This is a genomic window from Aerococcus sp. HMSC062A02, assembly GCF_001809535.1.
GTDB lineage: Bacteria > Bacillota > Bacilli > Lactobacillales > Aerococcaceae > Aerococcus.
Map to the genome: position 1 here is coordinate 1 of NZ_KV797936.1, position 18,221 is coordinate 18,221.

Sequence of the window (18,221 nt, forward strand, 5' to 3'; positions counted from 1 at the left end):
GTCACTTCAAGTCTGCAACTGCGAACCCAACTAGGGTGTGAGGTCTGGCGTCTATTTGCCTCCCAATGTTTTAAAAGCAAATAGACCGCACCGATTTTTCGAAAACACTCAATCCAATCTGACAAACCCAAATAAAAAATACTTCATAATCCAAAAAGAGGCCGAAAGCTATGTGGTTCTTTAATTATTTAGTGTTGGCAATTGATGGCTCAGTCACAGTGAGCCAGCTAATTATTTTTGAGCAGTAGTGAAGCTTTGAACCTGGTCCTTAACCATGGCTCTTCAATGAGCCAGTTCAAAAGCGCAACGGATGCTCACCAGCACCATCTCAATCAGAATCAGCTTATCGGCCTCTTTTTTTAAGAGGTGACTGCATGTTAGAAACAACCCAAACTGTTTTAGCCAATTTATTTTCGCTCTTTATTATTGCCAACACCATCCTGGCGGTCTTCACGGTCTTCCGCCAGCGCCGCCCGGTCACTTCGATCTGGGCCTGGCTCTTGGTTTTGATCCTCCTGCCTGGTTTTGGTTTTATTTTGTATTTCTTCGTTGGCCGGCGCCTGTCTGACGACAAGATTTTTTCCCTCTCCCAGCAGCAAGTCATGGGGATGAGCAGCCTAGTCGATAAGTACATCGATGAAGACGGTATGCACCGGGACTTGAAGACCTATCCCTCCAGTCAGCAGAGTCTGATCAAGCTTTTTTACCAGACGGATGATGCCCTCCTGACCAATAGTAACGATGTGGACCTCTATGTCGATGGCAAGGCCAAGATGCACCAGCTCCTGGAAGATATTCGCCAGGCCAAGGACCACATCCATATCCAGTACTACATCTTCTCTTCCGATGAGATGGGGTCCCAGGTGGTGGAAGCCTTGGCTGAGCGGGCAGAGGCCGGGGTCAAAGTCCGCCTGCTCTATGATCCTCTAGGCAGCCGGAAACTCAGTCGTAAGGACATCAACCGACTGGAAGAGGCAGGGGCAGAGACCAGTGGCTTCTTTAGCCGGGGCTACTGGCTGGTCGACCTCCGTCTCAACTTCCGCAACCACCGCAAATTGGTGATTATCGACGGTGACTTAGGCTATATCGGCGGCTTCAACATCGCCAAGGAATATATCGGACGGGGGCCCCTGGGCTACTGGCGGGACACCCACCTGCGCGTTCGCGGGGAAGCGGTCCAAGCCATGCAGACCCGCTTTATCCGCGACTGGTGTGCCTCCATGGACTACAGCTACGATGACTTCCTGGAGATCTCGGATGACGCCCGGTCCTATTTCCCGGAAGTCAACGAGGCAGACCACGGCCACGTGCCCATGCAGATTGTGTCCAGCGGGCCGGAAGACGACACCGACCAGATCAAGCTGGGCTACATCCAATTGATCAACTCGGCCGAGCACACCCTCTACATCCAGACCCCCTACTTTATACCCGATGAGAGTGTCTACGAAGCCCTGGAAATTGCGGCCCTGTCAGGGGTTGAGGTCCACCTCATGATCCCTTGCAAGCCCGACCACCCCTTCGTCTACCGGGCCACCGAGTACTACTGCCGGGAGATTATTGAAAAAGGGGTCCAGGTTCACCGCTATGACAAGGGCTTCCTCCATTCCAAGGTCGTTATTGCCGACGATGAAGTGGCTAGTGTCGGGACCGCCAACTTCGATATTCGGTCCTTCAGCCTGAACTTTGAAGTTAACGCCTTCGTCTATGACAAGGACCTGGTAGCCAAGCTCAAAGCCGCCTACCAGGACGACTTGAAGGTCTCAACAACACTGGACGCTGCCTACTTCGACCAACAATCCTGGTTTAAAAAACTCCGCCAGAACCTCTCGCGACTCCTCTCGCCCATCTTATAATGAAGTGAAAAAGCTGCCCTCTGCCAATAGAGGACAGCTTTTTATCTGGGGTGAAGGAAAGGGTCTTGGTGGGAGCTAGTCGACTTTTGAACTTGGGCCTTAAATGGTTAGAGCTTCAAGACTGCCAGGATAGGGCAGAGCTAACTTTCAAATGACAGCTCCGTTTGTGACTAGGGGGTGGCTAACTTTCGAATATCGGCCTGGTTAGCAAGTAGGAACGCACCAAGTCGCAAACGGAGGTCTGATTAGCAAGTTGTCCTCTGCTATGCAAGTTGTCCTCTCCCTCACCATAATGAAAACAAGCTAGCAAGGGCCTTGCTAGCTTGTTCATCCTTATTTGATATATTAATAATTGTGCTTGTCCCTGTATGAGAGCTATTTATTGGATAGGGAGGGATTTCAAGTTTTCTTTCCCCACGGCTTTGATGGCCTGGATGCGGTCGAGGGCGATGAGGTGGGTGACGGGGTTGAGGGCTTCGGCGAAGACGATGCGTTCTTTGTGGTTGTCGATGTGTTTAACAGTGCCGAAGAGGATGTCCTTGGTCAGGAGGGGACCATTTTGCCGGCTGACGGTCAGGTAGATAGGATCGCCTTGGCTCAGGGCCTGGTCCAGTCCGCGGGCGATGGCTAGGGCGGGCATGGTCTGGGTCAGCTGGCTAGGCTCAGCGTTTGGGCTGGCTGTGCTTTTTTGACTCGGTTTGATTTCCGCAAGCTGGCTGGCGGGGGTGAAGAGGGCTTTTAGACGTTGATAATGGGATAATTTTTCCATATGAAGGCTCCTTTACTGAAAATTTATCTCGAATAATCGCAAATACCGGAACGGATGTTCTGTACTTTTAGTATATCGAACGCCTGTTCCCTTGTCAATATTAAAACAAAAAATTTGATTCATGTTATAATGGAGCTATCAGATCAGCGACGGGTCAGAATGATAAAAAAATTGTAATCTTACTGTCAAAGGCTGAGATTTATGTTACTATAGTTGTTATATAAATTCAGAGGGTGAAAGGTGTTCTATGAAATCAAAAGGATTATTAGTTGTTTTATCAGGCCCTTCTGGGGTGGGAAAAGGTACCGTGCGGAAAGCCTTGTTCGATACGGACCACGATCGTAACCAATTCTTCTATTCTGTCTCAGCAACAACACGTGAAGCGCGCCAAGGCGAAGTGAATGGCCAGGACTATTTCTTCGTTAGCCGCAGCAAGTTCGAGCAGATGATTGAAGAAGAACAATTATTAGAATATGCCGAATACGTGGGCAATTATTATGGCACCCCCTTGGCCTATATTGAAGACATGACCATGCAGGGGAAGGACGTCTTCTTGGAGATTGAAGTCCAAGGCGCCCTCCAGGTGAAACGCCGGATGCCGGACGGGGTCTTTATTTTCCTCGCGCCACCAAACTTGGGCGAACTCGAAACCCGGATCGTCAACCGTGGCACTGACGCCCCTGATGTCATCGCCAAGCGCATGGAGCAAGCCCGGGGCGAATTACAATTAATGACCCAGTATGATTATGTTGTTGAAAATGATGACGTATCCAAAGCTGTCGAAAACATCCAAACCATCATCCAAGCGGAACACCTCAAAGTTGACCGCTTCATCGATGACGTGGTTGAGAATTACTTAGACGAAGGAGAGACTAATTAATGATTATCTACCCATCCATTGACCGCTTACTCGAAAAAGTAAACTCCAAATACTCCCTGTGCAGCGTATCCGCCAAACGCGCCCACGACCTACAAGTCAACCGCAACCCCATGCTCAACGAATACCGCTCACCCAAGTACGTCGGCCAAGCCCTGGAAGAAATAACTTCCAACGACCTAGTTATCGATCCCGAATCGCTCAGATAGGGTGTGAGACTTGGCGGTTAGAGTCGGATGATTGGAGCAAGTCAGAATAAGAGCGAAGCATTCGCTCGTTTCTGACTTGTGAAATCACTCCGACTCTGCCAAGTCGAACCCAACTAGATAGGGTGAGAGACTTGGCGCTTAGCTTCCTTTCACTGGAACAAGTCGCCAGAGCGGTCTGAAAGACTGCGGGGGAGACTTGTGAAGTGACAAGGAAGCTGCGCGACCGAACCCGACTAAGGGTGTGAGGGTTTGTGGCCAATCCACAATTGCCCCCTTCGAGTGTGGCTTGCCATCGCTCAGTCCACAATAAGACCCCAACACTGTGGGTTAGCAAGTTGCAAGCCACAAATAGACTCCGACAGTGTGGATTGCTAACGTTCAACCCTCAAATGAGGGCTCCAAGTGTGGCTTATGATTGAAGTTAGGGTCAGTCAAGCCCATTCCCAGAGCGTTTTTTCAAACACTTCGACCTTTATACAGAAGCTGGAAATCCCATCCAGCTTTTTTTCATACTTGTATTACTTGTTAATTTTTTCGTTAATCTGTTATAAAGCCAAGACGGAAGGGAAGCTCAAGCCCACCATTCGTGTTTACATCACTTTTATACAATTATAAATATATTCCCCAACGAAAAAATTTGTTTCTGGCCTTGAATCGTTTAAAATGGAAGAGAAGAGTAATTAGAGAGAGGAGGATTTTGTGAGCGAATCCATTGCACGTGTCATTGTAGACGTCCCGACCCAACAAACCGACCAAGCCTATGACTACGCCATCCCCGAAGAGCTGGCTGGCCTCGTTCAGCCTGGCATGCGGGTGGAGGTGCCTTTTGGCGTTCGGGAAGTCCAAGCCTATGTCCTAGACCTGGTCTCCGCTAGCGATTATGAGGGGGAGCTCCGGCCCCTAACTGCCCTCTTGGACGATGTGCCTGTCCTCAACCAGGAACTCTTGGACCTAGGCCACTATATGGCCGACCATTATTTTTCTTTCTTGGTGACCTGCTACCACGCCATGCTCCCGCGCCTGCTCAAGGTCAAGTATGAGAAGTACTTCCGGCCCACTGAAAACTTATCCTATATGGACCACCAGTATTATTTTGCCGACAAGGAGGCCTATGCCTGGACCCAAGCTGACCAGGACGGCCATTTAAAAAACTTGCTCAAGCTCAAGGACCAGGGCAAGCTGAGCTTGGAATACCGGGTGGAGGACCAGAAGCGGGTCAAGACCGAGAACTGGATCCAACCCCTCCTGGACCGGGAGGACTTAGAGGAAGTCCATGCCGGCCTGTCCAAAATGGCCCACAAGCAGGTCCTCCTCTGTGAACTGCTTATGGAACTCGAGGGTAAGTCCCTGCCCACACGGACGCTGCGGGAGGACTATGACCTCAGCATGCAGACGGTCCGAGCTGGGGAGCGCAAGGGTTGGCTCAAGGTCTATGAACAGGAGGTCCGCCGCGATCCCCTGGCCGACAGCGACTTCGAAGCGACCAAGCCCCTGCCTCTCTTACCTGAGCAAGCCCAGGCCTATGACCAGGTCAGCCAGGCTATGGCTGTCCAATCCGACCAGGACTTCCTCCTCCAGGCGGTAACTGGGAGTGGGAAGACGGAGGTCTACCTCCAGCTCATCCAGAAGGCCCTTGAAGCGGGACAAAAGGCCCTGCTCCTGGTTCCTGAAATCGCCCTGACCCCCCAGATGGTCCGCCATCTCAAAGGCCGCTTTGCCGACCAGGTGGCGGTCCTCCACAGCCAGCTCTCAGTGGGGGAGCAATTCGATGAGTGGCGGCGGATCAGACGCCAAGAAGCCCAGGTCGTGGTGGGTGCTCGGTCTTCCATCTTTGCTCCTTTAGAGAATTTAGGCATTATTATTATTGACGAGGAACATGAGACCAGCTACAAGCAGGCTGACCAACCCCACTACCATGCCCGGGACCTGGCCAAGTGGCGGGCGGCCTACCACCACTGTCCCTTAGTCTTGGGTTCGGCCACGCCATCTCTGGAATCCCGGGCCCGGGCCCAGAACGGGGTCTACCAGCTCTTGACCATCCGCCAGCGGGCCAACCAGAAGCCCTTGCCCCAGGTGGAGATTGTGGATATGCGCGAGGAATTCCGCCATAAGAACTATTATCAATTTTCCCGTAAGCTGCGGGATGCTATCCAGGAGACCTTGGACCAGGGCCAACAAGTGGCGCTTATGCTCAACCGCCGCGGTTATGCGGCCTATATGATGTGCCGAGACTGCGGCTATGTCTTCAAGTGCGAGCACTGCGACGTGAGCTTGACCTACCATTACCAGGCCCAGTCGCTGGACTGTCACTATTGCGGCTATTCCATCCACCTGCCCCAGCGCTGTCCCCTCTGTTCGAACCAGCACCTGCGGGACTTCGGGACGGGGACGGAGCGGGTCCAAGAAGAGATTGAGGAGCTCTTTCCCAGGGCCAATCTCGTGCGGATGGATAATGATACCACCCGGCGCAAGGGGAGCACGGCCCGGCTCTTGAAGAAGGTGGAGACCGGGGAGGCCGATATTCTTTTGGGCACCCAGATGATTGCCAAGGGCCTGGACTTCCCCAATATTACCCTGGTGGGCGTTATTAATGCCGATACGGCCCTTAACCTGCCCGACTTCCGCTCCAGCGAAAAAACCTTCCAGCTCCTCACCCAGGTCAGCGGTCGGGCAGGCCGGGGAGACTTGCCAGGCCGGGTCTTTATCCAGACCTATAACCCCGACCACTATGCCATCCAGCTGGCCCAGACCCAGGACTACGACAGCTTCTATCTCAAGGAGATGGCCTTCCGTAAGATGAACCATTATTCCCCATACTATTACACCATCCGCCTGACCGTCTCCCACTTCGACGAACGGGAGGCCCAGCTCGCTATGACCCAGCTAGCCCGCTTTCTCCGGTCTTATGACCAGGGCCAGGGCACGCGCATACTTGGTCCCAGCCAGGCGCCCATTGCCCGGCTCAAGAACCGCTATTATTTCCAGCTCCTCTTCCAATACCGCCAGCTCGACGGCTTGGACCAGACCTTCAAGGAAATCCAGGCCATGGCCCAGGAATGGAGCAAGAAACAAGTCTATATTGCCATTGATGTTGAACCGATGACGTTTATTTAGGAGGTACTATGAAAAATATTGTCTTTATGGGCACCCCAGATTTTGCTGTAAAAAGTTTACAAGCCCTCTTGGACCAGCCCGACTACCAAGTGGTCGCAGTTGTGACCCAGCCGGACCGTCCAGTGGGCCGCAAGCGCCGGCTAACCCCGACACCCGTTAAGGAGCTGGCCCTAGCCCACGACCTTAAAATCTTCCAGCCTGAACACATTGCCTCAGACCAAGAAATTGCCGATTTCTTTGACCAAGCAGAGCTGGATCTTTTAGTGACAGCGGCTTATGGGCAATTCCTGCCCCAAAGCCTGCTTGAAGCACCCAAGTACGGGGCGGTCAATGTCCATGCCAGTCTTCTCCCTAAATACCGGGGTGGGGCGCCCATCCACTATGCTATCTGGAAGGGCGACCAGGAGACGGGTGTCAGCCTGATGCAGATGGTCCCTGCCATGGATGCAGGCCCTATCCTAGCCCAGGCTAAAGCCCCAATCGACGACCAGGTCACAGTAGCGGAAATGTTTGACCGCCTGGCTGACCTGGGGGCTGAGCTTTTAATCGACAAGCTGCCGGGCCTTTTTGCCGGGGACTTACAAGCGGTCCCACAAGATGAAGACCAGGCCACTTATGCGCCCAATATCAAGAAGGCTGAGGAGCGAATCGACTGGACAGAACCTGCCCAGGCCATCCATAATAAGATCCGGGCCTTCAACTCCTGGCCGGGTGCCTATGCCCTCTATGAGGACCAGCGCTGGAAGTTCTGGCGGACCGAGGTCTTAGCTGACCAAACGACCGACCAGGCCCCGGGAACCGTTATTGGGATCAAGAAGAAACCGGCCCAGTTCCTGATTGCAGCGGGCGACGGCAAGGTCCTCAATGTTCTAGAAATCCAACCTAATGGCAAGAAGCAGATGGATAGCGCAAGTTTCATTAATGGGGGGGCTGGCCATATTGACGTCAACGACCGCTTCGAATAAGCCAACTCTTAAGCAGTCCGCCCGCTACCAGGCCATGGAAAGTCTGACGGCAGTCTTCCAGGAGGGGGCCTATGTCAACCATGTCGTTAGCCAGACTATCCAGGACCAAGCCGTTGTCCCACGTGACCAGGCCCTCTATACCCAGCTAGTCTATGGGACCCTCCAGTACCAGATCCCGCTCGAGGTCCTCTTCAGCCACATGGTCAAGCGGCCAAATCGTGTGAAGAAATGGCTCAAGCAGCTGATTCTCTTAAGTTATTATCAATATTATTACTTGGATGCCATTCCCGAACACGCCATCGTCAATGAAGCCGTGCGGATTGCCAAGAAGCGGGGCAATGCCAGCCTGGGCCGCTTTGCTAATGGCGTCCTCCGCAACAGCTTCCGCCAGTATCCTGACCTGGAGACCTTTATTGGGGAAAAAGCGGCCAGTGAAGTGGAAGTCGCTTCCCTTCGCTACAGCCTCCCCACTTATTGGGTGACCTATTTCAGGGACCGCTTCGGGGAAGAGGCTGAAGACTTGATGGCCTCCCTCAACCAGGCACCAGCCACGGCCATCCGCATCCTAGATTCGGATCGGGCGGCAGCGATTATTAAAGGCCTGGAAGACGAAGGCTATGTGCTCGAAGCCAGCCCCATTAATGTTTCCAGCTACCGGGTGACCAAGGGCAATCCTGCCAACAGCCAGGCCTTCAAGCAGGGGCTGATCACCATCCAGGATGAGTCGGCCAGTCTGGCAGCCCAGGCCCTCAACGTCCAAGCGGGTGACCGGGTTCTCGATGCTTGTGCAGCTCCGGGCGGGAAGACCGTCCAGCTAGCCCAGGCAGTAGGTGACCAGGGCCAGGTCTATGCCTATGATATCCAAGACGCTAAGCTGCCCTTGATCGAAGAGAACCTAGAGCGGACCGGGCTCCGGGACCGGGTCCAAGTGGCCAGCCAGGATGCCCGTCACTTGGGTCAGAATTTTGAAGCAGAGAGCCTGGACCGGGTCTTAGTCGATGCCCCTTGTTCGGGGGTGGGCCTTTTCCGTCGCAAGCCGGACACCCGCTACCACAAGGAGGCCGCGGACTTGACCGCGCTCCAGGCCATCCAAGTGGCTATCTTAGACGAAGTCACCCCTCTTTTGAAAAAGTCTGGCCTTTTGACCTATAGTACCTGTACAATAACAGAAGAAGAGAACCAAGCTGTCGTGGCCGCCTATCTCGACCGCCATCCAGAGATGGCCCTCGAAGCCGTGCCCGTCAAAGAAGCGGCGCTCCAGCGTGCCCAGACAGCCCAGGGGTGTTTGGAAATCTTACCCCATTATTATTCCAGTGATGGCTTTTTTATTGCCAACTTTAGAAAGAAGACAGAGGGAAGTGATTAGATGGAAGTAGCGAAGTTAACGGATATCGGCATCCAGCGCAAGGAGAACCAAGACCAGCTGGGGGATTTTTATAACCAATCCGACCAAGCCCTGCTGATCCTGTGCGACGGCATGGGCGGTCAGAATGCGGGCGATGTGGCCAGTGAGATGGCCCTTTTCCAGGTGGGTAAGGCCTGGGAGGAGACGGTGGATATGACCCACCAGCGGGCCAGGGACTGGTTCCAGCTGGTCCTGCAAGATGCTAATGACCGCTTGATCGAAAAGTCCCAGCAATACCATGACCTAGAAGGAATGGGAACGACCGTGGTGGCCATTGCCGTGATGGACCGGGAGGCGACCATTGCCCATATTGGCGACAGCCGGGCCTATCAGATCCGGGACGGGGCTATTAAGCAGATTACCAAGGACCATTCCTATGTCCAAGAACTCCTGGACCTCAATATGATCTCGGAAGAGGAGGCCAAGGCCCATCCGCAGAAGAATATCATCACCCAGTCCCTGGGCGTCAAGCCGGACTTCTATGTGGATATCGACCGGCTCCACCTCTATCCGGATGATGTCTTTGTCCTCTGTTCAGATGGTTTGAGTGATATGTTGGCAGATGAGGATATCCTAGCCATCATTGACCACTATCCCCACCTGGACGAGTCCATCCAACGTCTGGTGGAAGCGGCCAACCAAGCCGGGGGCAAGGATAATATTTCAGTGATTTTGGCACGGATTGAGGGGAGCGACGAGTATGCGAATCGGGCAGCTCATTGATGAGCGTTATGAGCTCTTAAGTCATATCGGTTCCGGTGGGATGGCCAATGTTTACCTGGCCTTTGACCACATCCTCGAGCGACAAGTTGCCATTAAATTTTTACGTTTAGACTTAGATGATGAAACGGACTCTATCCGCCGCTTTCGACGCGAGGCCATGTCCATTACCGAACTCGACCATCCCAATATTGTGGACGTCTATGATATCGGGGACAAGGAGCGGGAGAATTATATTGTTATGGAGTATGTCGACGGCAAGGATTTAAAGACCTATATCCGCGACAACCATCCCATCTCGCCCCAGACCTACCAGGCTATCATGCTGCAGATCCTCGACGGGGTTCAGTGCGCCCATGACCACGGTATTGTCCACCGCGACCTCAAACCGCAAAATATTATGGTCAAGGCCGATGGAACCGTGAAGATCATGGACTTTGGGATCGCCATTATTTCGACGGAAACTTCCATTACCCAAACCTCCACTATCATTGGCTCGGTCCACTATCTCTCGCCGGAACAGGCCCGGGGGAGCTTGGCCACGGCCCAGTCGGATATTTATTCCTTGGGGATTGTGTCCTTTGAGATGCTGACGGGCCATGTGCCCTTCGATGGGGAGTCGGCGGTTTCCATCGCCCTCAAGCACTTCCAAGAGGACCTGCCCGCCTTAGACGCGGAAAGATCCCATATCCCCAACTCCATCCAAAATGTGATCTACAAGGCCACGGCTAAGGACCCCAGCGACCGCTACCAGAGCTGCCGGGACATGGCCGAGGACCTAGCGACCGCCCTGGATGCCGAAAATCTAGAAGTGCCCCTGGTCAATGGCTCGGGCTTAGCGGCTGAGACCATTATCCTAGCCAAGCCGGACTTGGACGCCCAGGCAGAGGCTGACAAACTGGACCAGACTTTGGTTTTGCCCACTGCCGGGGCGACTTCGGGGACAGCTTCGACAAGTCAAGTGGAAGCGTCAGATCTTAAGCGGTCAGAAGGGCCTCGTCCTGACCCAGCTGAGGACCGGACTGTAAAGACGCGGTCTCAGGGCATCTGGGCCAAGCTCCAGTCCCTGCCGCGCTGGTTAGTAGCCAGTGCCCTGATCGTCCTCTTGCTTCTGTCAGTGACCGTTTATTCGGCCATGACCCGGGTCCGAGTGCCCGATGTGGCCAAGATGACCCCCGACCAAGCCGTCCAGCTGATCCAAGAAGCCGGCCTCCGGGTAGGGGACCAGCAGGAGGAAAGTTCGGAAGACATCCAGGATGGCCGGGTCACCCGGACCGATCCGGAAGCCAGCAGCCGGGTCAAGGAAGATGCTGAGATTGACCTCTATGTCTCTACCGGTCCCAAGAAGGTCACCCTCAAGGACTACCGCGACAAGCCTTTTGACGAGGCCAAGCGCGAGCTGGAAGAAGAGGGCTTCAAGGTGAAGAAGGAAGAGGTCTATGATAACCAGATCAAGTCCGGCCATGTGGTGGACCAGGACCCAGGCTCAGGCCAGGAAGTCCAGGTCAAAGGGACCACGGTGACACTCAAGGTCAGCAAGGGGAAGGAGACCTTTAGCCTCCAAGACTTGGCTGGGAAGACCCAGTCCGAAGTTCAGGCTTATGCGGATTCGATTGGTCTTAACTTGACCACTTCCAGTGAGTATTCCAACCAAGTGGAAGCAGGCCGGGTCATCCGCCAAAACCCTTCGCCTTCGACCAAGGTTCAAGCCGGTGACAGCCTATCTGTGGTCCTTTCCCTAGGCCCTGAGAAGCCAGCCACCGTCCAGTTCTCCCACACCATCACCATCCCTTACAGCGATCCAGCTGAGGGCGAGGAAGAGGAAGAAGAGGAGAGCCGGTCATCATCTAGCTCCAGTTCCTCCAGACACTCCCGCCAAGACCGCCGCAATGACAGCACGGTCGGCCTGCGCAACTTGGCAGAACCGACCGCCCTCTTCAAGTCATGGCGAACCTGGCCTGTCTGGACCCGGGTCCAAGCCAGCGAGTGGACCAAGGACCAGCCGCTCTTGGCCCGTGGTGAGAACCATATTGAGATCTACATTGATGACTACAACCATTCCTATGCCAGTCCTGCCGACAGCTTCACCATTTCCCGGGATACCTCCTATACTCTGGATTTTGAAACCGTGGAAGGTGACATCGCCTCCTTCAAGGTGGTCCGGGACGGCCGTACCATTATAGAAAACCGGGTGAAAGCCAGTGACTAAGACAGACTACCAAGGACAGATTGTCCACGCCCTGAGCGGTTTCTACTATGTGGAAGAAGCTCAGAGCCATCAACGCTATGAAACCAGGGCTCGGGGCCAATTTCGAAAGACTAAGACCAGCCCTTTAGTCGGGGACTATGTGCGTTTTATCGCCGACCATGACCGGGAAGGCCTGATCACAGAGGTCCTGCCACGCAAAAACCAGCTCCAGCGGCCCCCTGTGGCTAATGTTGACCTGGCCTTCCTCGTGGTCTCGGTCAAGGAACCCAGCATCTCGCCCAAGCTCTTGGACCGCTTCCTGGCTTATCTGGCCTATGAAGGCATCGAGGTGGTCCTCTATTTCAGCAAGCTGGACCTCTTAGCAGAAGACGAGCGGGCGGAAGTGGCAGACTTCATGGCCCTCTATGAAAAAATTGGCTACCGGGTCTTCCAAAGTGATGCCCTGGACCTAGCTGACCTGGAAAGCTTTAGCCAGGGCCAGACCATGGTCGTGGTGGGCCAGTCGGGGGTGGGCAAGTCGACACTCCTCAACCGCCTCTTGCCTGAACTTGACTTAGAGACGGCAGAAGTCTCCAAGTCCCTGGGCCGGGGCCGGCATACCACCCGGGATGTCCAGCTCCATGACCTCTTAGGGGGCAAGTTCCTGGATACCCCAGGCTTCTCCTCTATCGACCTGCCGGACATGGAAGCGGCCGAGCTGACGGGGTGTTTTCCAGATATCGCCGCCTATGCTCCCGCCTGCAAGTTCCGCGGCTGCCTCCACCTCAAGGAGCCCAAGTGTGCGGTCAAGGCAGCGGTAGCGGAAGGGGAGATTGAAGAATCTCGCTATACCTCCTACTGCCAGCTCCTGGATGAACTCGCCAAGCGTAAACCCAAGTATTAGAAACTATATGAAAGAAGGAATCCAAATGAAAATTGCCCCATCTATTCTGAGCGCTGACATGTCAGCCTTTGCGAGTGAAGTGAAACGGATTGAGGAAGCCGGTGCCGACTGGGTCCATATCGACATCATGGACGGCCACTATGTCCCAAATCTAACCTTTGGGGCACCCATTGTCGCCGCCCTCCGTCCCAAGTCCAAGCTCTTCTTCGACTGCCATCTCATGGTCAGCCGGCCCGAAGACTATGTGGACAGCCTAGCTGAAGCAGGTGCGGACCAGATGACCGTCCATGCCAATGCCAGCCAGCACCTCCACGCCCTGATCCAAAAGATCCACGGCCAGGACATGAAGGCAGCAGTGGCTTTGAATCCTGCTGATCCTGTAAGCCTGGTGGAGCCGGTTTTAGGCCAAGTTGACATGGTCCTCGTGATGACCGTTAATCCCGGCTTCGGCGGCCAGGCCTTCCTGCCCGAAGTGACCGATAAGATCAGTCAGCTGGCCCAAATCCGCGATGAACGAGGCTTGGACTTCCTGATCCAAGTCGACGGCGGGATCACAGACCAAACCATTAAGACCTGCTATGATAAGGGAGCAGATGTCTTCGTCGCTGGCTCCTATGTCTACGGCCAAGATGATGTGAAAAAAGCCATCCTTTCCCTGAGAGAAGCGGTGATCTAATGAGTCATGCGCAAGCCTTGCTGGTGGGGAGCGGGGACTTGGATGCCAAGTGGCTGGAGAGCCTGGACCTGGGTCCGGATGACTTTTGCCTGGGGGTGGACAAGGGAGCCCGTCGACTCTTAGAAGCCGGCCTGCCCTTGGACCTGGCCCTGGGTGACTTCGATTCGGTGACAGCGGAAGAGAAGGCATGGATCTGTTCAAAAGCCAAGCAAGTGGTGGAACTGCCCGCCATGAAGGATGCCACCGACCTGGAGGAAGCTCTGGACTATCTCATAAAGATGAACTGGCAGGGGACCATCCGGTGTTTGGGCTTTCTCGGTGGGCGCTTGGACCACACCCTGAGCGTGGTCTGGTTGGGCTACGAGGATCGCTACCGGGAGATTCTCGAGCGCTTGACCTTCGAAGACCCCTACAACAGCCTGGGCTTCCTCTTGCCCGGTGACCATCAAATCGACCGCCAGCCCGATAAGAAGTATCTGTCCTTTATTGGCCTGGGACCGGTGGCGGACTTGACCTTGAACCAGGTTGTCTATACCCTGGACGACTACCAGATGACCACCCCGCGCGCCTTTATCTCCAACGAATTCCTGCCCGATGTGTCGACCATGACCCTGAGCTTTACTTCGGGGCGTCTCTTGGTGATCCAGAGCCGGGATGCTTGGCGGTAAAAAAATCTTGCGAGGGACTGGACTTTATGCTATGATTATTTGGTACATGATTTTTGAACGAAGGGAGTATGATGACATAATGGCTAAAGAATGCTACTTCACAGGTCGTAAAGCAAAAACAGGAAATAACCGTTCTCACGCTTTAAACGCTTCAAAACGTTCATTTAAAGCAAACTTACAAAAAGTTCGTATTATTGAAGACGGTAAACCTAAACGTGTATGGGCGTCAGCTCGTGCTATCAAATCAGGTCTTGTTAAACGTGCCTAAGACTTATAAATAAAAAAATGGAGCTGGGATTGTGGTCTCGGCTTCTTTTTTTGTGCTTAAATTAAGTTGTGCAGGTGAGCATGCGTTGCGCTTTTGAATTTGGTCCTTGAAGAGCCGTGGCACCGGCTCGAGCCTTGGTCTCTCGCCTAGCAAATCTCAAACGGCTCGTAAGGCTTGCGCCAACGATCCGTAATTCGCTTTACTTGCTCTTCACGGCTAAGGACCAACTTCAACGCTCCACTCCTGCTCACCACATGGATTGCAAAAAAATATTCTAATCTCGGCCTTATTTAAAAGTTTGAAAGCAATTCTGCTTTTATTTTTATAAGGTTAATAGGTGAATGAGATGGTGCTGGTGAGCATGCGTTGCGCTTTTGAATTTGGTCCTTGAAGTTCAGCGGATCAACACGGCTGAAGCCGTCTTGTACTTTATCCGTAAGTCGCTAAAGCGCCAACGGCTAAAGCATAGCACCGGCTCGAGCAGCTTCAGCTCTTGGAGCGAAGCGACTTATGCGATAGCTGTTCGAACAGCGTGAGATTACAGATATCGTATGCTGGGCAGAGATGAAGTTCAAGGCTGCGACAGCAGCGTTGCTAGCTTCTTCTCATCTAGCGTTGAATAGCAAAAATATAAGTTAATCCCGGTTTTATTTATAAAGCTTGAAGCAATTCTGCTTTTAATTGTAAGGGCTGGGGGAATTGATGGTGCTGGTGAGCTGCTATTTGTACTCAGAGCTTTTGAGCGCAAATTGGCGACTTGCTATCTGCGTTCAGGGCCTTCGAAAGCAAATTGCTACTAGCCTTCACACCCTGTTAATAAAAATATGCTAAGTTCAAGCTTGTGGCGCTGGCCTTGGCTTGTTTTTCCTTTTTGGCAGATTTTTTAGCTTAAAAGGGTTGACATATGAAATTCTGTTCAAGTATAATAAGGGCATGAATGAGTGGCTCTTCATGTAAGCCTTTAATCAATAGATGAACGGATACTCATATGAAACCCATACAAGCTAAATGAATTGGAAGTATAACAAACGATCTAAGGAGGAAAATGAAATGTGCGAGAAGAGTTTAGAGGTCCAGGCTGAGGCAAGCCTTGAGACCCACGAAGACCAACACGACCATGACGGGAAGTTACCGGTTATCATGTACTTTGTCGGCTTAGCGGCTTTCTTCATTGGTCTCTATTTGGAGGCGACGGGATCGGGCTATGCCAACCTAGCCTTCACAGTGGCGATTGTGACCGCTGGCTACCATATTATCCTTGAAGGTTTTGGCGATACCATTCGCAAGAGCCTCGAAAATAAGAAATTCTTACCCAATATCCACTTCCTCATGGCCCTAGCGACAGCCGGTGCCATGGCCATTGGCAACTTCGAGGAGGGGGCGCTCTTGATTGTGATTTTTGCGGGGGCCCACTTCTTGGAAGACTATGTGGACGGCAAGAGCAAGCGTGAGATTACCAATCTCCTGCAGATGAACCCAACAGAGGCCCGCTTGATTTTGGCCAATGGTGAGACCCAGCTGGTGCCGGTTGACCAGGTCAAGGTGGGCGACCAGTTGAAAGTCCTCAATGGCGACCAGATTCCAACTGACGGGGTTATTCTCTCCGGCCTGACCACGGTTGACGAATCTTCCATCAATGGCGAAAGTATGCCTAAGGAGAAGGGGGTAGGTGACGAGGTTTTCGGTTCCACCATCAACGGGACCGGGACCTTCACCATGGTCGTGACGAAGGACAGTTCAGAGACAGTCTTCGCCCAGATCCTAGACATGGTCAACCAGTCCCAGTCCAGCCTGACCAAGACCGCCAGTCTGATCCAGCGCTTGGAACCCAAGTATGTGACCCTGGTCCTCCTCCTCTTCCCCTTCGTCCTCCTGTCCGGTCCCTACATCTTCGGCTGGACCTGGGAGATGAGCTTCTACCGGAGCATGGTCTACCTAATCGCCGTTTCCCCTTGTGCTCTGGCTGCTAGCGCCGTGCCCGCGACCCTGTCCACCATCTCCAACCTGTCTAAAAAAGGGGTCCTGGTCAAGGGTGGGGCCTACCTCTCCAAGGTCGCTGAGCTCAAGGCCATCTCCTTCGATAAAACGGGCACCCTAACTTACGGCAAACCCAGCGTGACCGATGCCTACTTCGATGCCTCGGTCGATGAAGCGGCCATAGTCGATATCCTTGTTGCCATGGAAAAGGAATCCAACCACCCCCTAGCCACGGCCATCCTCAAGCACTTCACCCCCCAGACCGCACCTGTTTTAACTGTTGAAAACGAACTGGGACGGGGCTTGTCAGCCAACTACCAAGGCCAGACCTACCGGATCGGCAAGCCTTCCTCCTTCGCCCAAGTCAAGGCAGACTTTAAGGCTAAAGAAGAAGCGCTGGGCCAGGCAGGCAAGACCGTGGTTTACATGGCGGTCAATGAAGAAGTGGTCGGCCTGATCGCCCTCATGGACCTGCCCAACCCAGCGGCCAAGGAAGCCATCGCTTACTTTAACCGGGAAGGTATCCACACCACCATGATCACCGGTGACGCCAAATTAACCGGGGAAGCAGTGGGCCGGATGATCGGCATCCAGGAAGTAGTAGCCAATGTCATGCCCGAAGACAAGGCCGGCATTGTGGCGGACCAGAAGACCCGCTTCGGCACCACCGCCATGCTAGGGGATGGGGTCAACGACGCACCCGCCCTCGTCAAGGCCGATGTGGGAGTGGCCATGGGGGACGGAACCGATGTGGCCATGGACGTAGCTGACCTGGTCCTCATGCAAAACGACCTCTCCAAGATGGTCTATGCCCACCGCTTAGCCAAAAAGATGGACCGAATCACCTGGCAGAACATCGCCTTCTCCATGCTGGTCGTGCTAACCCTGGTCACCCTCAACTTCCTTGGCAAGATGGACATCGCGATTGGCGTCATCATGCACGAAGGGTCCACCATCCTCGTCATTATTAACGCCCTCCGCCTCTTACTGACCCCACGCGAGTTTAAATAAGCGGGTTAATAAAAGGATGCTGGTGAACAGCCAAGCTCCACTGCGGCTCACAAATCAATAGCCATACTTTATCCATTGCTTGAAATAAAAATGAAAAGCGAACGCTTGTGAATGACTAGCGTTCGCTTTTTTTGATGGTGGGAGTGAAGGGAAGCCAGACGGGGCTCTCAAAAATAGAAACGGACAAATCACTAACATTCTTGACCATAAAGAGTGAGAAGCTGCCACTTCTCAAGGGGACTGGCAGTATCGGCACGAGAAGCTGCCTCTCCTCAGGGGGACTGTCAGTATCAGCTTGAGAACCTGCCTTTTTTCAAAGGAAGTGGCAATATCGACTCAAGAACCCGCCACTTCTCAAAGGAAATGGCAAAATCTCGATTTCTTATTGCCTTATCATTTAAGATAAGCCTTTGTATTTCTCGCGATTGAAAATGCCTAGCACAATTAAGGTCATAGAAGAGTTAAGATTTGAGCAGGAGTGAAGCGTTGAAGTTGGTCCTTAGCCGTGACTAAGCAAGCTTCAGGGTGCGAAGGCTAGCGGGAGAAATAGAGCTCTGGAGCCAAAAGACAGAGAAGACTGCAAGTCTTCGGCGGCTTTTGGTGAAGAGGAGCTATTT

Annotated in this window: 14 protein-coding genes; 13 read left to right on the forward strand and 1 reads right to left on the reverse strand. The window is 53.3% G+C overall.

Features of this window, described 5'->3' with window-relative positions:
* The first annotated feature begins 374 nt into the window (after positions 1 to 374).
* A complete protein-coding gene (gene cls / locus HMPREF2626_RS06955; protein WP_070619290.1) occupies positions 375 to 1,853 on the forward strand; it encodes a cardiolipin synthase in 1,479 nt (492 codons plus the stop codon).
* Positions 1,854 to 2,232: 379 nt separating this feature from the next.
* Here the strand turns inward: cls and HMPREF2626_RS06960 are convergent, their stop codons facing one another.
* Positions 2,233 to 2,622, reverse strand: coding sequence for a hypothetical protein (locus tag HMPREF2626_RS06960; RefSeq protein ID WP_070619293.1), 390 nt, complete (start codon positions 2,620 to 2,622; stop codon positions 2,233 to 2,235).
* A 247-nt stretch (positions 2,623 to 2,869) separates the two neighbouring features.
* Here HMPREF2626_RS06960 and gmk point away from each other — a divergent pair, with 247 nt between their 5' ends.
* From gmk to HMPREF2626_RS07020, 12 genes are all read left to right on the forward strand, one after another.
* Complete coding sequence (gmk, locus tag HMPREF2626_RS06965) at positions 2,870 to 3,502, forward strand: guanylate kinase (RefSeq protein ID WP_067972310.1); 633 nt, start codon at positions 2,870 to 2,872, stop codon at positions 3,500 to 3,502.
* Positions 3,502 to 3,708: a DNA-directed RNA polymerase subunit omega gene (rpoZ, locus tag HMPREF2626_RS06970; protein ID WP_067972308.1), complete on the forward strand. Its 207-nt coding sequence runs from the start codon at positions 3,502 to 3,504 to the stop codon at positions 3,706 to 3,708. The genes gmk and rpoZ overlap by 1 nt, the downstream gene beginning before the upstream one ends.
* A gap of 699 nt (positions 3,709 to 4,407) precedes the next feature.
* Positions 4,408 to 6,822 (forward strand): primosomal protein N', encoded by a 2,415-nt coding sequence (gene priA, locus HMPREF2626_RS06975; protein ID WP_070619296.1) that lies wholly within the window; start codon positions 4,408 to 4,410, stop codon positions 6,820 to 6,822.
* Between the two features lie 8 nt (positions 6,823 to 6,830).
* Positions 6,831 to 7,787: a methionyl-tRNA formyltransferase gene (fmt, locus tag HMPREF2626_RS06980; RefSeq protein ID WP_070619299.1), complete on the forward strand. Its 957-nt coding sequence runs from the start codon at positions 6,831 to 6,833 to the stop codon at positions 7,785 to 7,787.
* Positions 7,762 to 9,153 carry a 16S rRNA (cytosine(967)-C(5))-methyltransferase RsmB gene (rsmB, locus tag HMPREF2626_RS06985; RefSeq protein ID WP_168162724.1) on the forward strand — a complete coding sequence of 464 codons (1,392 nt, stop codon included), beginning with the start codon at positions 7,762 to 7,764 and terminating at the stop codon, positions 9,151 to 9,153. The genes fmt and rsmB overlap by 26 nt, the downstream gene beginning before the upstream one ends.
* The gene (locus HMPREF2626_RS06990; protein WP_070619305.1) at positions 9,154 to 9,915 is read left to right on the forward strand and encodes a Stp1/IreP family PP2C-type Ser/Thr phosphatase; all 762 of its coding nucleotides are present in this window, start codon (positions 9,154 to 9,156) and stop codon (positions 9,913 to 9,915) included.
* Positions 9,893 to 12,121, forward strand: a complete 2,229-nt coding sequence (gene pknB, locus HMPREF2626_RS06995; protein WP_070619308.1) for a Stk1 family PASTA domain-containing Ser/Thr kinase — start codon at positions 9,893 to 9,895, stop codon at positions 12,119 to 12,121. The genes HMPREF2626_RS06990 and pknB overlap by 23 nt, the downstream gene beginning before the upstream one ends.
* Positions 12,114 to 13,004 carry a ribosome small subunit-dependent GTPase A gene (gene rsgA / locus HMPREF2626_RS07000; RefSeq protein WP_070619310.1) on the forward strand — a complete coding sequence of 297 codons (891 nt, stop codon included), beginning with the start codon at positions 12,114 to 12,116 and terminating at the stop codon, positions 13,002 to 13,004. Before pknB ends, rsgA begins: the two co-directional genes overlap by 8 nt.
* Before the next feature lie 19 nt (positions 13,005 to 13,023).
* Positions 13,024 to 13,680, forward strand: a complete 657-nt coding sequence (gene rpe / locus HMPREF2626_RS07005; RefSeq protein WP_141744608.1) for a ribulose-phosphate 3-epimerase — start codon at positions 13,024 to 13,026, stop codon at positions 13,678 to 13,680.
* Positions 13,680 to 14,348: a thiamine diphosphokinase gene (locus HMPREF2626_RS07010; RefSeq protein WP_070619317.1), complete on the forward strand. Its 669-nt coding sequence runs from the start codon at positions 13,680 to 13,682 to the stop codon at positions 14,346 to 14,348. The genes rpe and HMPREF2626_RS07010 overlap by 1 nt, the downstream gene beginning before the upstream one ends.
* A gap of 79 nt (positions 14,349 to 14,427) precedes the next feature.
* Entirely contained in the window at positions 14,428 to 14,616 is a 189-nt protein-coding gene (rpmB, locus tag HMPREF2626_RS07015; RefSeq protein ID WP_067976505.1) for a 50S ribosomal protein L28, read from the forward strand.
* Positions 14,617 to 15,666: 1,050 nt separating this feature from the next.
* Positions 15,667 to 17,604 (forward strand): heavy metal translocating P-type ATPase, encoded by a 1,938-nt coding sequence (locus HMPREF2626_RS07020; RefSeq protein ID WP_070619320.1) that lies wholly within the window; start codon positions 15,667 to 15,669, stop codon positions 17,602 to 17,604.
* The last annotated feature ends 617 nt before the right edge of the window (positions 17,605 to 18,221 follow it).

Bases quoted from the DNA above. Each gene is read 5' to 3' on its own strand.
- cls (WP_070619290.1), top strand. From the start codon at position 375: ATGTTAGAAACAACCCAAACTGTTTTAGCCAATTTATTTTCGCTCTTT.
- HMPREF2626_RS06960 (WP_070619293.1), bottom strand. From the start codon at position 2,622: ATGGAAAAATTATCCCATTATCAACGTCTAAAAGCCCTCTTCACCCCC.
- gmk (WP_067972310.1), top strand. From the start codon at position 2,870: ATGAAATCAAAAGGATTATTAGTTGTTTTATCAGGCCCTTCTGGGGTG.
- rpoZ (WP_067972308.1), top strand. From the start codon at position 3,502: ATGATTATCTACCCATCCATTGACCGCTTACTCGAAAAAGTAAACTCC.
- fmt (WP_070619299.1), top strand. From the start codon at position 6,831: ATGAAAAATATTGTCTTTATGGGCACCCCAGATTTTGCTGTAAAAAGT.
- HMPREF2626_RS06990 (WP_070619305.1), top strand. From the start codon at position 9,154: ATGGAAGTAGCGAAGTTAACGGATATCGGCATCCAGCGCAAGGAGAAC.
- pknB (WP_070619308.1), top strand. From the start codon at position 9,893: ATGCGAATCGGGCAGCTCATTGATGAGCGTTATGAGCTCTTAAGTCAT.
- HMPREF2626_RS07010 (WP_070619317.1), top strand. From the start codon at position 13,680: ATGAGTCATGCGCAAGCCTTGCTGGTGGGGAGCGGGGACTTGGATGCC.
- rpmB (WP_067976505.1), top strand. From the start codon at position 14,428: ATGGCTAAAGAATGCTACTTCACAGGTCGTAAAGCAAAAACAGGAAAT.
- HMPREF2626_RS07020 (WP_070619320.1), top strand. From the start codon at position 15,667: ATGTGCGAGAAGAGTTTAGAGGTCCAGGCTGAGGCAAGCCTTGAGACC.